This window comes from Adlercreutzia sp. CNCM I-6207 (assembly GCF_977072305.1).
On the sequence record NZ_CDRVLZ010000012.1, the window covers coordinates 35913 to 50370 of the forward strand.

The following is a 14458-nucleotide window of genomic DNA, read 5'->3' on the forward strand; positions in this document are numbered from 1 at the left end:
CCTTACATGCGCTCGGGCAGGACCTTGGCCTCGTAGGCGGCCACGGCCGGGTACAGCTCGCCATCGAGCGGGCAGCCGGCGCGGCGGCAGTACTCGTCCCACACGGCACCGAAGGGCATGCTCTTCGCCTGCTCGGCCAGCATCATCTTCTCGGTGAACTGGTAGGTGTCCTGCAGCTCCTTCAGGCGCTCGCCCGGCTGCAGCAGCGCGTAGAGCAGCGACTTTTCCATGGCGCGCGTGCCCGTGGCCCAGGCGCCCACGCGGTTGATGGAGGCGTCGAAGAAGTCGAGGCCGATGATGACCTTCTCCCACGCGCCCGGGATGTGGGCGATTTCCATGGCCACTTCCTTGGTGGGGTCGTCGAAGAGCACCACGTGGTCGGAGTCCCAGCGCACCGGGCGCGTCACGTGCAGCGGCACCTTGTCGAAGAACAGCAGCAGGGCCGAGAGCTTGTCAGCCACGTTCTCAGTGGGATGGAAGTGACCCAGATCCAGCAGATCGTACACGCCGGGGTGCGTGGCGGCGTAGGCCAGGTAGAACTCGTTGGAACCCACGGTCATCGATTCCAATCCGATGCCGAACACCTTCGATTCGCAAGAGTCGATGACGCGGTCGTACTTCACGGCGTAAATCTCGTCGAGGGAATCGCGCAGGCGCTCGCGCAGGCCAAAGCGGTCGCCGGGCACGTCCTTCAGGCCGTCGGGAATCCAGATGTTGCAAAGGGTCTGGTCGTCCAGCGCCTCGCCGATCTGCTGGGAGATCTTGCGGCAGGCCTTGCAGTGGCGGATCCAGAAGTCGCGCGTCGCCGCATCAGGCGAGGACAGCGACAGCTCGTTGTTCATCATGGGGTGGCCGAAGATGGTGGGGTTGAAATCGATGCCGTAGCCGTGCGCCTTCGCCCACGCGACCCAGGGCTCGAAGTGCTTGTACTCGATGGCGTCGCGGTCGACCCAGGGGTTCTCGTCGGTGAAGACGGCGTAGGAGGCGTGCAGGTTGATGCGCTTGGCGCCGGGCACGAGGGCCATGGCGGCCTCGAAGTCACAGGTCAGCTCCTCGAAGGTGCGAGCGCGGCCAGGGTAGTTGCCCGTGGTCTGGATGCCGCCGGAGAGGCCCCCTTCCTGATCGAAGCCGAGCACGTCGTCGCCCTGCCAGCAGTGCACCGAGATGGGCTTGGCGGCCAGCTTCTCCATCACCGCCTCGGTGTCGATGCCGAGGGCGGCGTACTCCTCGCGGGCCAAATCGTACATGGTAGTCATCGGGTTTCCTTTCTGTTGCTTCTGCTTGTTGGTTCGGTCGATTCGAATGGTTGCTTTCGTTGCCGTATCAAGAAACTACTCGTTCGCGCACAAAAATCGCTAGGGTTCCACCTTCTGCACGTCGAAGGACTCCGCAATGGCGGCGCGCACGGCCTTGAGGTGCGGGAACACCCCGTCGGCGAGCATCTGCACGGCTAGGTTGCCGAGCGCGGTGCCCTCCACGGGACCGGCGTACACGGGAAGGCCGCACACCTCGGCAGTGCGGCGGTTCAAGTGGCCGTCGCGGCAGCCGCCCCCGACGATGTTGATGGATTTGTAGCCGTGTCCCGCCAGCGAGCTCAAGCCTTCCACGGCGTCGCGGTAGCAGCGCGCCAGGCTCTCGTAGACGCAGAGCATCAGCTCTCCCAAAGTCTGCGGCACCGCCTGGCCCGTCTCCTCGCAGGCTTCCAAAATCTCCTCGATCATGGAATCAGGCGAGAGGAACCGATCGTCGTTCACGTTCACAATAGAAGCCTGAACGCCCGCGCATTCCGCCTCGTCAGCGGCGCGGATAAGATCCTCGAAGCCCACTTCCTGACCGAGGCCCTCCACACGCATGTACTGGTGCAGGCGGCCCTTGCGGATGGCCTTCTCGTCCACAACGTAGGTGATGCCGTTCAGTTCGCGGCGAATGGATTGGATCATCCACAGCCCCATGATGTTCTTCAGGAAGCGGTACCGGAAGTGGTAGCCGCCCTCGTTGGTGAAGTTTTCGCCGTAGGCCGCCGCCGTGGTGAGCGGGCTGCGGTTCTCCACGCCGAGCAGGCTCCACGTGCCCGAGGAGAGGAACACCGCGGGCAAATCGCACGCGGGAACCGCCAGAAACGCGCTGCCGGTGTCGTGGGTGGCGGGCAGCACCACGCACGTGTCGTAGCCGATCTTCTCGGCGATAGAGGGCTTCACCGGCCCCAGGCACGCCCCGGCCATGGTGACGTTGCGGAAGAGGCGCCGCGGGATGTTGAAGCGGGCCAGCACCGTTTCGTCCCAAGCGCCGGTCTCGGCGTTCAGAAGGCCGGTCGTAGAGGCGTTGGTGTACTCGAGGGCCTTCTCGCCGGTCAGCAGAAAGCCCAGGTAATCGGGGATCATAAGGAAGGTCTCAGCCGCTTCCAGCTGTTCGGGGTTCTCGCGCTGCAGGGCCAGGAACTGATAGATGGTGTTGAAGGGCTGGCGCTGGATGCCCGTGCGGCGGTAGAGCTCTTCGGGGCTCATGATGGCGTCGGCCACCTCGAACATGCCCTGAGTGCGCTCGTCGCGATAGGCCACGGCGTCGCCCACCAGGTTGTCGTCAGCATCCAGCAGGACGAAATCGACGCCCCAGGTGTCGATGCCGACGGATTTCGGCGCGAACCCCGCCTCCTTGCACAGGGCAAGCCCGCGCACGAGCTCGCCGTAGAGCAGGTCGATGTCCCAGCAATCGTGGCCGCCCCGGCGCACCTGGCGGTTGTCGAATCGGTGCACCTCTTCCAAATGGATGCGGCCGTCTTCCACAAAGCCCACCACCACGCGGCCCGAGGAGGCTCCGATGTCCACCGCCGCATAGCAGTCGCGCCGCAGATCACGGGCAGAATGCGCCATGTCGCCATTCCTATCTTCGCACGCCAGTAGGGCCCCCGTTTTGGGCGAACCCCGCTGACCATGAGCGTATTTCTCAACTTTTACCTGGGAAAACGCACAAGCCATTAATGCGGCGCACAGTGTACCAGCAAAGGGGCCCTCTGCAAGGGCGCGCGCCCAAAGAGGTGGCGGCCTGTAACAAATCAACAACAATGACTTCATGGGTCGTCATTGAAAGGGGCCCGGACGAACCGGGCCCCTCGAGGGAGAACACCTGCTCGGATGCCCTCCCTTGTAGCCAATCGTGCAGCTTCAAACAGCCGCCCCTAGCCTTCCGGCGCGAAGGCGATAAAGGTAGCGGTATCCGGCTCCGGGCTTACCCCGCCACGCTCGTTGACCGAGCGCACGAGCAGGCAGTAGGTTCCCGGCACCTCGGGGGTGTACTCGAACGTCCAGTGAACCCATCGATCGCCCGTGGAGGCGGACACGTCGTAGTCGGTCCAGTTCTCGCCGTCGTCCAACGAGAACTGCACCGTTACAATGGGCACGCCGTAGTCCTCGGCGTAGCCCTCGAAGCGCACCGGGCGCCCCACCTCCACCGACAGCGGCGCTATCATCGCGATCTACTCCTGCGCGCCTGTCAGCACGCCGGCGTTCGGGCTGTTGGGATGCTCGTCGGCCTCGCCGGGCACGGCCGGCGCCTCGTCCTCGGCCGACACCACGATCTCCACCACATCGCGCACGAAGTAGTTCGCGGGCGTGCGGGTCATCCACAGCTGGTTGCTCCCGCCCACCGAGGCGGTGAGCGCCTCCTCGTTGATCTCGTAGCTGAGCACGCCGTGGCGCCCGATCACGTAGCCGAGCGGCAGCATGGTCTCGGTGCCATCGGCCGACACGAACGTCACCGCGTTGGCCCCGGGCTGCACGCCGGCGCGCTCCAGAATGGACTCGATCGGAATGCCCTTCACGTTCGCCGTAACGATGGCGCGACCGCCCGCAGGGTTGCCGCCGCAGGTGCACGTCATCTTCTGCTGCACCGACTCGTCGCCGGCAAGATCGCCCACCGAGGCGGTGTAGGCGTCATTCACCGCGCCCGACACCGTCAGTTGCCAGTCGAGCGGGTTCTCCGAAGCAAACGCAATACCAGCGCCGCACACCACGCGCACAGCCTTCTGGAACATCGTGCGGATCGTCTCGTTGGGTGTGACGGCCTCCTGGTCGTAGGAGAAGACGCCCTCGGCTCGGGCCACCTTCACCGCACCGGCCACGGCGGCGTTCTCGCCCACCTCCGCTTGCGGGTCGGCGGCTGCATTCCCGTCAGCGCCATCGCCCGGCGCCACCGCCAAGGCCGGCACCGCCGACATGGACGCGATCATCGTCAAACTCGCCAAGGCGCCAGCCGCGGCCCGGCCCTTCGATTTCAAATCTTTCATGGTCTCCCCCTACTCCACCGTGAACATGAACTGGGTATCGTACTGGCTCACGTGATCGGAGCCGTCCGGCGCGATGCTCGTCGTGCGGATATCCATCAGGTACGTCCCGGCCTCGGGCGGCGTGAAGTCCATGCGCCAGTAGGTCCAGTACTTGGAATCGTTATTCGGCGTGTCCAGCGTCGTCCAGGTCGCGCCGTGGTCGAAGGAGAACTCGAGCTTCTTGATGGGCTCGTTCCACGCGTCGGCGAAGCCCTCCAGATGCACCGGTTTGGCCTCGTCGCCCGTGAGCACCACATTGGTGGGGTAGTTCAGCACGCCGCTGTTGGGCTTGGAGTACACTTCGCCCGTGCAGTCGTCGGCGAACTCGCCCAGGTACACCTGACTCATGGCGGCATCCTCAGGCTGAGTCATGAACGTGAGGTTGCTGATGCGCTTCACGAAATTGCCGCCGGAGGTGTTGTACACCCACACCATGCAGGGGTAGCCCTGGGTGTTCGGCAGCGTCTCGCCATCCATCTTTGTGACGAGGATGGCGTTGTTGTCCACCACCCAATCGATGGGCATCTGGGCGTAGTCGTAGCCATCCGAGCCGATGGGGCTCACGATGTTCGCACTGGCCTTGGGCTTCGCGAACTCGATGACCTTCGACAGCGGAATGCCCTCCACCTCGCTCTGCATGATGGTGGCCTGGCCCACGCCGTTGATGGTGCAGTCCATCTTCATGACCTGCTTCACGGTACCGAACTGCTCTTCCATCTCGGGAAGGGTCATGGTCACCGGATTGTCGCAGTCGCCGTCGATGGAGACGGTCCAGTTCTCGTAGATGGACGGATCCACCTGCGTGTCGTCCACGAGCCACTCGGACGGCTCGTCCTTCACCGTCTTGAAGAAGCGGTTCTCGGCCGGAGTGATCGTGGTCTGGTCGTAGCTCGTCGTCACCTGAACCTCTTCGGCGGCCACATCGGTGATGCCGTGGTAGAGGTTGTACTTGTAGTCGTCCCAACGGCCGAGGGTCTGCGTCTCCACGTCGTTGTAGTGGCACGAGAAGCAGGTGCCACCCTGGCTCGTGAACATCGCGTTCGTCATGTGGGTGTTGTGGATGGCCTCGCCCAGGTAGTTCGTTCCCTGGTAGGTCTTGGAATGGCACGCAATGCAGTTCGCGAAGGTCTGCTCGGTGGGATAGCCGAAGAAGATCAGGCGATGGTAGGTGGGCAGACTCATGATGGCGCTCTCAAGCGTGTGGCACGAGGTGCAGCCGCGGTTCTCGGCGTTCAGGTACGTAATGTTGAACGCGCGATCGTCGGAAGGCACCGGCTGCACGGTGAACCCGTTGCGGTCGGTGTAGCGAAGCGGCTCGTTGGCCTCGGCGTTGGCGGCGTTCTTCTCGCTGTTCTTATAGAAACCGGGCAGGGCGGTCACGCCGTCCACGAAGCGGCCCTCCGTGGGGAACCCGCTGATACTGGCCAGCTGATCGCTGTAGCCGTCACTTGTCGCCGGTGCCGGCTCGGTTGTTGTCGTGGAGTCAGCCGTCTTGTCGGCCCCATCGCTCGGCGCGGCAGCCGGAGTGCAGCCCCAGGCCAGGCATCCCGCTCCCAAAACGCACGCGAGCACCGCCGCGCACGCAATCCCCTTGCGCGAGCGCCGCCCCGTTCTCGTTGCTTGCTCTCTCATAGCTCCTCCTTAGGTTTTGGAAAATAGGTTCCCCTGACGCTTCGCGCCTCCTTTCCGGGCTTTCGAAACTTGATGGAATTGGAATGGGCGCTGCGCCGGCACCGGTGTGCGGCCGCAGCGCTTAATCCCGGGTTGGACTTCGCCGTATCAGGCCGTCGCTGTCGGCGATAGAGGCACGTCGAAAGTCGTAGTGCTCGGTGTACATCTTGTCGAGCAGCGCCTTCTCGTAGAAACCGATGTCGCGGTTGTACAGCGCGGACGCCTCGTCGGTAGCGCGAAATTCCGGACGCAGCCGCCCCTCGTCGTCGTAGTAATGCAGATAGGCTTCAGCGCAATGCTCGCGCAAATAGGCCCGGCACCGCTCGTGCAAGTCGTCGTTGGCGAAGAAGAAGTGCCGCACGCCATCGTCGCTCTGTTGGAGAAAGCCCAGATCCATCAGGCGCCCGAAATCGCTGCGGGCGCTCGGATAGGAAATGGCATAGCGCTTCATATGGATGTCGTAGGTGAATTCCGCGTTGCTATGCAGCACCGCCTCGAGCAGCACTTCCTTCTGGCGGGCGTTCATCGAGCCGTCGGCGTCGATGATGGCGCGCAGCCGATCGCGTCGCCGGCTCATGCCCTCGAGTTTGGTCATCACCCAGCGCTGCTCTTCCAAAATAAGCTCGACGGCACGTTCGAACACGAACGTCCAATCGTAGGTGCCGTCGTATTCCACGGCCAGATCCCCCGGCTCGAACGGCAGCGTCGGCGCGTCCGCCTCGGCGGCGTAGCGCCCGCGCTCTTGGGTGCACAGGGCGCTGTCGGTACCGTAGAGCAAGCGCATAACGGGGACATGGGCCGAGAAATGGTAGCCCGAGCGATGAAGGAGCAGCAAGTACAGCAGGTAGGCGAACGGGGCATTGCCCACGGGGAACATACCCGATGCGCTCACGAAGAACAGAGCCGTCAGCGCCACAATAAGGCGATGGTCGCCGCACTGGCCCTTGAGGGGGCCGGTGTCCCCATTGATGAACGAGCAGAGCAGCTCGAGTCCCTCGACTCGAGCGGAAACGTCCTCGGGAACCGCCTCGATGCCGGCCACCAGCCTGGCGTAGAGCATCTCAACGAAAGCGGGGGTGATCGCCTCGTCGCGGTATTCCTCTATCGACAACAGCACCTTGCCCGCATTGGCTGCCAGAAGCTCGATGCCGCATTCCGGCTCGCAAGCATGCACGCACACGCGCCGCAGCCGCGCGACATCGATGTCGGGATGCTCGAGGCCGATGGCGTACACCACCTCGTTGGCCGCCATATTCAGCTCCAGATGGCCGCCTTCCGGATCGTAGAAGATGCGCCCGTAATGGGACGCAAGCCCCTCGTTGATCTGGAACGTTTCGAGAAGAGCCTCCAGGTGCCAAGTGGGATCGTACCAACAGCGGGCCGAAGCCGAAAGCGGCGGCAGATCGTGCCCGAGACCGCGGCGCAAGCTGTTGATGGAAAACCAATACAGCGCCGCATCCTCGGGAGTGACACCGAGCGATTCCGCCAAACTGTCGTAGGTTTGCGCCCGCTGGGAGGCGATGCGCAGAGCCCGATCGAGCAGCGGTGCCGAGCGAAATGCCGGTTTGGATTCCACGATTGTCCCCTCCCCTTTGCTCTCCCATTTTTCCTCCGAACGAAGCTATGTTCTCAGAAAGACGCGCCCCACTTCAAGAGGTTGGGCGCGCGCTAGAAAGTTTTTACCACCCCCTCGGCGCCCCCTCGAGAAGCCTTTCCGCCCATCGCGAAAGTATCTGGGCACAAAAAAGCCCGCTGCGGACAGCGGGCTTTCGGTTGCAGTATTGCGGCAGCACCGATAAACGATGCGCAACTCCTCGCCTTAGCGCTTGGAGAACTGCGGGCGCTTGCGGGCCTTCTTCAGACCGTACTTCTTGCGCTCCACCATACGGGCGTCGCGCGTGAGGTAGCCAGCCTTCTTCAGCTCGGCGCGGTAGTCGCCGGCCTCCAGCAGAGCGCGGGAGATGCCGTGACGCAGGGCGCCAGCCTGACCGGACACGCCGCCGCCGTCGATGCGAGCCTTCACGTCGAAGTGGCCGGTGGTGTCGGTCACCTTGAAGGGGGTCATCGCGTAGTTGAACAGCGCCTCGCGGCCGAAGTACTCCTGGCCGTCGCGACCGTTGATGGTCACCTTGCCAGTGCCGGGAACGAGACGGACGCGCGCCACCGCGTTCTTGCGGCGGCCGGTGCCGTAGTACAAAGCCTCATCTGCCATGATTAACCCTCCAGATCGATCTTGCGGGGCTGCTGAGCGGCATGGGGATGCTCAGCGCCGACGTACACCTTCAGTTTCTTGCCCATCGCACGGCCCAGCGTGTTCTTCGGCAGCATGCCCTTGACGGCATGCTCGATGACGCGCTCGGGGTGCTTGGTCATGGCCTCGGTGAACGTCTCCTGCTTGAGCCCACCCGGGAACCCGCTGTGACGATAGTAGGTCTTGGTGGCAGCCTTGGTACCGGTGACCTTGATCTTGTCAGCATTGATGATGATGACAAAGTCGCCCGTGTCCACATGGGGGGTGTACTGCGGCTTGTGCTTGCCCTTCAGAATCTGAGCAGCCTTGGTGGCCACACGACCGAGAACCTGATCCTCAGCGTCGATGATGACCCACTCGCGCTCAACCTCACCGGGCTTTGCATGATACGTCTTCACTGTTTTCCTCCAATAGATTGCAGGTTCTGTCGGGCGGCTGAAGCCTCCTCCCCTGCGTCGGCGTGGCAGCCGCGATAGCCGGGGTGGAACCGTCCGCCAGAGTGTTTGTTTTCAAAAGTGCACGATCCTTGGAAGTCGGTTTCCTACGCCGACACGCGGTGCTTCGGGCCTGGACAACCCTCGGCGGTTGCGTTTCCTTGAACCCATGCGTTTACGGGGCTTTTGAAAGCGAACTTTTGCATTCTCACCCGCCCGCGCGCGAATGTCAACGAAACCGCTCCGAGAATGCGAAGAATCGCCAAAACTCCACCCGCGAACGGCAGGATGGGAGCATTGTGGGGGTGATGGACGGCCGTCGTTGCGGAAAGAGCACCACCATCGCAGAGAAGGACCGTCCTTGGGAAGCGCTCCGTCGACGAACCAGTCGAAAAATGCACGAGATCGACGGTTATGAGCGTCTAAAGGCCGAGCGACGAGGCACATTTCAGGAAGACGCTTGACAAACCCCAGGTCAGAGCATCGCACGTGCAGGAGCACCTTCACAGCTGACAGCCTCGCACCCCTCCAGACGCTCATAACCGTCAATCTCGTGCAAAAAGCGATCCCTTCAGCAACCGACCGCTGAGGAAATTAGCAGAATCATCGTTGCGGTAGCTCAAAAAGGGCACCAGCGATGCCGCCGACGAAGGACAGCGTTCCCCGTTCGCTCACCTCAAGGCGATCCGACAGCCGATTGCCAGGGCTGTCGCTGTCGGCAAATGCACCAAGCCAGATTGCCAGATAGTTGACAGGAAGGCCATTCTCTTCCGCGGGCATATCAACAACAAAGTAGATCGCACCGTCTTCAATATAGCTTGCCACCCCCTGCTCTCCTCGGGCAGCTATCGCACCATCGGAGCCAACAGCGACCGGCGTGAAGTCGAGGTTCTCAAGAACAAGAGCGTCAGCCGAGAAGCCGTGCTCGTCTTTGGGAAGGCGAGAGGCATCAACCTCCATACTACCGTCCCCTTGATCTACGCCGTTCGCGAGCCAGCGTTCTGCCGATTGGTCAAGGTAGGCCTGATCGATCGGCGACCCATCGGCACGTGCTAACGAGAGCACGGCATAGGTGCGGTTCGCATTCACCCCTTCAGTCAGGGGCACCAACGCTTGACCCGAGGTAAGACCGAGCAACGTGATGTCGAAATCGCCAACGCGCTGCGTCTCATCGATGCGCTCGCCCGCCCCCTGTTCGAATACTTCAGCTACCTGCGCTTGGTCGGCATCGGCGGCAATACGCGCCAAATCCTCAAAAGACGCGGTGGCGTAAGCTGTTCCTCCGATAGCTAAGCAAATAGCAGCCGCAACGGCCACTTTCCCCAGCGTCGTAGCACGCGGGAAGAGGACACGGCTCTGACGTTTGGCTCTGGCAGGCGAAGGCCGCACGACCACCGCTCGTGCGTCTTCGCGGCGCGCTTCTCGCACCGCCGCGCAGATGCGGTCTTCGAAATTCTCGGAAATCGGCAGCTCGTCCATAGCAGCCCGATAATCGTTCCAACTCATAGCGATTCCTCCTCTAGGAGCGCTTTCAGCCGCGCACGACCGCGCGCCAGCCGCGTGCCCACGGTAGCCGCGGGCACGCGAAGCATGACTCCGATCTCACGCAAGCCGCAGCCTTCATAGTAATGGAGATGAAGAACGACCGCGTATTTCTCGGGAAGGGCTCGCACACAAGCGAGCATTTCGCGGCCGCGGCGCTCGGTCTCGGCTGCATCGTCCGGCACCGCGCGAGCCTCATCGAGCGGCACATTGAGTCGCGACTTGCGCCGGCGCAAGTCGCTCGCCCGATTAATCGTCGCGCGGATAAGCCACGCCTTCTCATACTCGGGATCCACGAACACGAGCTTTTTGGACACGAGCGTGCAGAATACGTCCTGCACCGCATCCTCAGCGTCAGCGACGGAATCAAGCCGCGAGGCAGCTAGCCGCACCAGCATGCGACCATACTCGCACACAAGCCGCTCGATGCGATCCTCCTCCGTCACCGTCGTGCCACCTTTCTTCGCGTGCGTTCTTCACCTTCAACCAATAACACGTTTCAGAAGGAGGTTTTATTTCATACCCTCGACTCTTCGCGCGATCGCAGATGAGATAGTTGCTGAAAAGTCATTGGCAACGCATCAATACGAACGACAGACTAGCCAGATGATCATGATTAAAGTAACATAGCCAAAATCTTCAGGGTGCCTTAGAAGGGAGCTTTCGTGGCAACAAGCATTGCCCTAGCGGAGGCGAATCTTCCCTCCGCCTTACAACATGTAGATGAAACAGGAGCCGAATTCGTTGTCACTGCAGGAAATCGGTCGTGCTCCAAGATCGCACCTATCCCCGAACCGACATCAAGCGAACTGAAGGCCGCAGGTGCGCTTGCGGGAAAGAAACCGAAGGCGTCTCGCGCTGAAGAAAAAGCCGCTTATCAAAAAGCGCTGGAAAAGCTCGCGTAGTCCATCCCCGCCTGCGCCGTTGCGAGGGGAATTGTTTCCGTTGGCTTACACGCGGGCGGTTGCGCTCGCAGGGGCGCAGGCGATGGAGCACAATACGGGATGCTTTGTGAAATCCCGGGGTCTAAGGAAGCCTGTTCGCTATGGAAACGCTGTCGCCGTTCGCATTTGTCACGTTGGTCACGCTCATCTCCGGCGCCGGGGGAACGGGGCTCGGCGGCTTCATTGGCGCCCTGTTCAAAAGCGAGTCGAACCGCACCATCAGCCTGCTTCTGGCCTTCGCCGGCGGCGTCATGACCGCCATGGTGTGCTTCGATCTTCTGGCCGAGGCCGAGGAAGCCGCCAGCCAGATTGCCGAGCACGGCGTGGTGCTGGTCATCTTCGCCGTGGCGCTGGGCGTGGCCGTGGTGTACCTGCTGAACCACCTCATCGACCGCAAGACCCGCAAGGAGGTGTCGCACACCGCCGATGAGCATCATCCCGAGACCCATGACGACATCGACGAACTGGTGCACGCCGACCACTTGAACATGCACAAGCGCCACAACGACTCCAGGCTGTCGCTGTTCGTGGCCGGCGTCGTCATGGCCTGCGCCATCGCGCTGCACAATATCCCCGAGGGCATGACCATCGGCGCGAGCTTCGCCGTGTCCGACAACCTCATGTGGGGCACCGGCATGATCATGGCCGTGCTCATCGGCCTGCACAACATCCCCGAGGGCATGGCCGTGGCCGTGCCGCTCATCTCCGGGGGCACGGGACGCGTGAAAGCGACGCTGCTCACGGCCGCATGCGGTCTGCCCACGGTGCTCGGCGCGTGGCTCGGCTTCTGGCTCGGCGACATCGGGCCTTTGGGCCTCACGATGTCGCTCGGGTTCGCCTCGGGCGCCATGCTCTACGTGGTCTTCGGCGAAATCATGCCCGAGAGCTACCTCATCTACCGCAGCAAACTCCCCGCCTTCGCCGTCATGGTTGGCCTAGCCCTCGGCATGTTCATGATCTTCTTTTAGCGAGGCTGGGCGAACCTTGCCGATGCCTGGATGATCGAGAAATTCAACGTAGGCAAGCCAAATCTCCCCGGGCTTCGAATCATGCGAGGGCATCGTAGGCCCCGTCCGTCCTCTTCGTCATCCCAATCGGCAGGCAAAATGATCCTACGCGTTTCTAGGCGCCATTCGCACCTGAGAACAGCGGTGCGGGCGTCCGCCAAGAAGCGATCCGTCAACGAACTGGTCGAAAAATGCACGAGATCTTGAGTTATAAGCGTCTCGGAGGTGTCTAATTGCCGACCCCGAATGGCTCATCCTTGCAGACAACAATCTGACCTGAGGTTTTGAAAATGCTTCTTAGTAACGCGTCCCGCCGCTGATTCCTCAGGGGCTTATAACTCGAGATCTCGTGCAGAAAACGCCCCCTTCGGCAACCGAACGCCATAAACCTACGAGAGCGCGCGAGAAGAGATAGCTCATAGCCACCATAAGAAGGCGAAGAATACCATCGTGAACGCGGTGCCCGCGGCAGCGACGCGGTGCTTGGCTTTAATCTCAAAGGCAAGAAGAACGCCCCAATAACCGTAGAAGGCGACATTCACGATCACATTGGCCACCGGACGGGGCAGCCCCCAGAAAAACGTCGCCAACATGCACAGCACAATGAGGATCGTCAGGACAATCGCACCGACGGCCCAGGGGTTCTTCATTGTCCAAGCCTCGTTAGTGTTTTCGTGCTCGATCCACCACAGAAGCCCCTTGCGCTCCGGCGTCTTATCGCCCATGGTCAACCAACCCTCATTGCTCGACATTCTTTCCAAATCAGTTTATTCCGAACACCATAGCTGTTGCCAGCAGCTCTCCCGTAACTGGATCGTCATAGCACCTCCACACTGGGTATGCTCAAGATCTTCCTCCAAAAGACATCGCGCAAGAACGCGCGCCTCCTAACCTTCACCCCAAGGCTTAACAAAGGCGAAACACCGGGGTCGGTTTCGCGAAACATTGCTCTCCTATGCTGACGATACAGCATTCCGCACAATGCACAAGGAGAACGCCATGTACGATTTCGACCGACCGCGCACCGCGCGTCCCGACGCCGCCGGCACTGGGGTCGTCGCCGGCTCCGCGCGCCTTGCGCCCTGCGACCGGCACCCGCGCGCGCCCCGCGAGGGCGATGTGCGCATTCCCGCTGGGTGCGCCATCGCGGCTATCATGGACCGAAGCGGCGCGCGCCACGACGGAAGCGACATCCTGCGCTCCATCGCGCTCATGCACGACCGCGGGAACGGCCTGGGCGGCGGGTTTGCGGCCTACGGCATCTACCCGGAGTACGAGGAGCTGTACGCCTTCCACATCATGTACGAGTCCGACGAGGCCCGGCGTGAGACCGAGGCCTACCTGGACACCTACTTTATGAGCGAGAAGCAGGAGCGCATCCCCACCGAGCCGGTGGCCTCCATCAAGAACCCGCCGGACATCTGGCGCTACTTCGCCGCGCCCCACCCCATGCGCCTGGCGGCCAGCGGCCTGGACGAGGCCGAGTACACCATGGCCCACGTCTTCCACATCAACGGGAAGATCGACGGGGCCTTCGTCGCCTCGTCGGGCAAGAACATGGGCGCCTTCAAGGGCGTGGGCTACCCCGAGGACATCGGCGCGTTCTACCGCATCTGCGACTACGACGCCTGGGCCTGGACGGCCCACGGACGCTTCCCCACCAACACCCCCGGCTGGTGGGGCGGCGCGCATCCGTTCACGCTGCTGAACTGGTCGGTGGTGCACAACGGTGAGATTTCCAGCTACGACGCGAACCGCCGCTACGTGGAGCAGTTCGGCTACGACTGCGAGCTGCAGACCGACACCGAGGTCATCACCTACTTGTTCGATTTGCTGAGCCGCCGCCACGGGCTGTCGCCGGAGCTGGCCGCTCACATCATGACCGCGCCGGCGTGGGATGAGATTGACGCCATGGATGCGGCCGACGCCGCCTTCGAAACTGCCCTGCGCACCACCTACGCGAGCGCTCTCGTGAACGGGCCCTTCTCGGTGATTCTGGGCTCGAGCGAGGGGCTGCTCGCCATCAACGACCGGCTGAAGCTGCGAGCCCTCATGGCCGCCGAGAAGGGCTCCATGGTGTACATGGCCAGCGAGCAGGCGGCCATCGAGCTGGTGTGCCCCGACGCGGAGAACATGCGCGCCATCGGGGGCGGCGAGCCCTTCGTGGTGCAGCTTGATTCCGTGGTCGCCGCCAAGGCTGCCGCCGATGCCGACGCCGAGAACGATCCGCACAACGCGCCGTTGGCCCACGAGGTCGGCGTGCTGCCCCGCCGGAAGGAGGCTTAAAT

Annotated in this window: 14 protein-coding genes; 3 read left to right on the forward strand and 11 right to left on the reverse strand. The window is 62.5% G+C overall.

Annotated features, from left to right (window positions below):
- Positions 1 to 2: 2 nt before the first annotated feature.
- The 10 genes from ACW4QM_RS07350 to ACW4QM_RS07395 all read right to left on the reverse strand — a co-directional run bounded on the left by ACW4QM_RS07350 (position 3) and on the right by ACW4QM_RS07395 (position 10665).
- On the reverse strand, positions 3 to 1256 hold the full coding sequence (locus tag ACW4QM_RS07350; protein WP_452040365.1) for an L-rhamnose isomerase: 1254 nt from the start codon (positions 1254 to 1256) through the stop codon (positions 3 to 5).
- Positions 1257 to 1355: 99 nt separating this feature from the next.
- Complete coding sequence (locus ACW4QM_RS07355) at positions 1356 to 2870, reverse strand: rhamnulokinase (protein WP_114540629.1); 1515 nt, start codon at positions 2868 to 2870, stop codon at positions 1356 to 1358.
- Between the two features lie 305 nt (positions 2871 to 3175).
- Positions 3176 to 3466, reverse strand: a complete 291-nt coding sequence (locus ACW4QM_RS07360; RefSeq protein ID WP_114540628.1) for a molybdopterin-binding protein — start codon at positions 3464 to 3466, stop codon at positions 3176 to 3178.
- Positions 3467 to 3472: 6 nt separating this feature from the next.
- Positions 3473 to 4282, reverse strand: coding sequence for a molybdopterin-dependent oxidoreductase (locus tag ACW4QM_RS07365; RefSeq protein WP_114540627.1), 810 nt, complete (start codon positions 4280 to 4282; stop codon positions 3473 to 3475).
- A gap of 9 nt (positions 4283 to 4291) precedes the next feature.
- Positions 4292 to 5953, reverse strand: coding sequence for a molybdopterin-dependent oxidoreductase (locus ACW4QM_RS07370; protein ID WP_157012882.1), 1662 nt, complete (start codon positions 5951 to 5953; stop codon positions 4292 to 4294).
- 121 nt (positions 5954 to 6074) lie between these two features.
- Positions 6075 to 7568, reverse strand: a complete 1494-nt coding sequence (locus ACW4QM_RS07375) for a Fic family protein (protein WP_455798339.1) — start codon at positions 7566 to 7568, stop codon at positions 6075 to 6077.
- A gap of 243 nt (positions 7569 to 7811) precedes the next feature.
- A complete protein-coding gene (gene rpsI, locus ACW4QM_RS07380) occupies positions 7812 to 8204 on the reverse strand; it encodes a 30S ribosomal protein S9 (RefSeq protein WP_022740956.1) in 393 nt (130 codons plus the stop codon).
- 2 nt (positions 8205 to 8206) lie between these two features.
- A complete protein-coding gene (gene rplM / locus ACW4QM_RS07385; RefSeq protein WP_022740957.1) occupies positions 8207 to 8641 on the reverse strand; it encodes a 50S ribosomal protein L13 in 435 nt (144 codons plus the stop codon).
- Between the two features lie 639 nt (positions 8642 to 9280).
- Positions 9281 to 10183: a hypothetical protein gene (locus ACW4QM_RS07390; RefSeq protein WP_114540436.1), complete on the reverse strand. Its 903-nt coding sequence runs from the start codon at positions 10181 to 10183 to the stop codon at positions 9281 to 9283.
- On the reverse strand, positions 10180 to 10665 hold the full coding sequence (locus ACW4QM_RS07395) for an RNA polymerase sigma factor (protein WP_198161077.1): 486 nt from the start codon (positions 10663 to 10665) through the stop codon (positions 10180 to 10182). Before ACW4QM_RS07395 ends, ACW4QM_RS07390 begins: the two co-directional genes overlap by 4 nt.
- Positions 10666 to 10884: 219 nt before the next feature.
- On the opposite strand from ACW4QM_RS07395, the gene ACW4QM_RS07400 reads away from it, so the two are divergent.
- Positions 10885 to 11124: a hypothetical protein gene (locus ACW4QM_RS07400; protein ID WP_147272720.1), complete on the forward strand. Its 240-nt coding sequence runs from the start codon at positions 10885 to 10887 to the stop codon at positions 11122 to 11124.
- A gap of 140 nt (positions 11125 to 11264) precedes the next feature.
- Positions 11265 to 12131 carry a ZIP family metal transporter gene (locus tag ACW4QM_RS07405; RefSeq protein WP_173114591.1) on the forward strand — a complete coding sequence of 289 codons (867 nt, stop codon included), beginning with the start codon at positions 11265 to 11267 and terminating at the stop codon, positions 12129 to 12131.
- A 455-nt stretch (positions 12132 to 12586) separates the two neighbouring features.
- On the opposite strand, the gene ACW4QM_RS07410 is transcribed toward ACW4QM_RS07405, so the two are convergent.
- Entirely contained in the window at positions 12587 to 12895 is a 309-nt protein-coding gene (locus ACW4QM_RS07410; protein WP_114540435.1) for a hypothetical protein, read from the reverse strand.
- A gap of 274 nt (positions 12896 to 13169) precedes the next feature.
- Between ACW4QM_RS07410 and ACW4QM_RS07415 the strand changes: the two genes are divergently transcribed.
- A complete protein-coding gene (locus ACW4QM_RS07415) occupies positions 13170 to 14456 on the forward strand; it encodes a class II glutamine amidotransferase (protein ID WP_288219484.1) in 1287 nt (428 codons plus the stop codon).
- The last annotated feature ends 2 nt before the right edge of the window (positions 14457 to 14458 follow it).